Annotated in this window: 1 protein-coding gene; it reads left to right on the top strand. The window is 57.0% G+C overall.

Going from position 1 to position 402, the window contains the following annotated elements:
• The first annotated feature begins 69 nt into the window (after positions 1-69).
• Complete coding sequence (locus tag G8O24_RS42935; protein WP_188108449.1) at positions 70-363, top strand: GIY-YIG nuclease family protein; 294 nt, start codon at positions 70-72, stop codon at positions 361-363.
• Positions 364-402: the final 39 nt, after the last annotated feature.

Raw genomic sequence — 402 nt, 5'->3', positions numbered from 1 at the left:
TGTCGTCCCGGCGAAGGCCGGGACCCATAACCACAACTCTCAGACGTTGTCATAAAGGGGTGCCCAGCAATGAATGCACCAGCCGCCTACTACGTCTACATCCTCGCGAGCCGACGCTACGGTACGCTGTACATCGGCGTCTGCAACGACCTTGGCAATCGGCTTTCTTTGCATCGCTCGGGACACGGCTCGAAGTTCGTTAAGAAGTACGGCGTGACAAGGCTGGTCTACGTCGAGACTTATGCGTCACCGTCCGAAGCGATTGCTCGCGAGAAGGCACTGAAGGAATGGCAACGTGACTGGAAGATTCGCTTGATTGAGCAGGAAAATCCGGATTGGCGCGATCTCTCGCATCTTCTCTGACAGTGGTGGTTATGGGTCCCGGCCTTCGCCGGGACGACA

It is taken from the genome of Bradyrhizobium campsiandrae (assembly GCF_014529705.1).
GTDB lineage: Bacteria > Pseudomonadota > Alphaproteobacteria > Rhizobiales > Xanthobacteraceae > Bradyrhizobium > Bradyrhizobium campsiandrae.
The sequence above is the reverse complement of the archived record's forward strand: the minus strand, read 5'-3'. Positions and strand labels throughout refer to the sequence as shown.

What these genes read in the sequence shown, in the direction of transcription:
- G8O24_RS42935 (WP_188108449.1), top strand. Translation starts at nt 70, where the DNA reads ATGAATGCACCAGCCGCCTACTACGTCTACATCCTCGCGAGCCGACGC.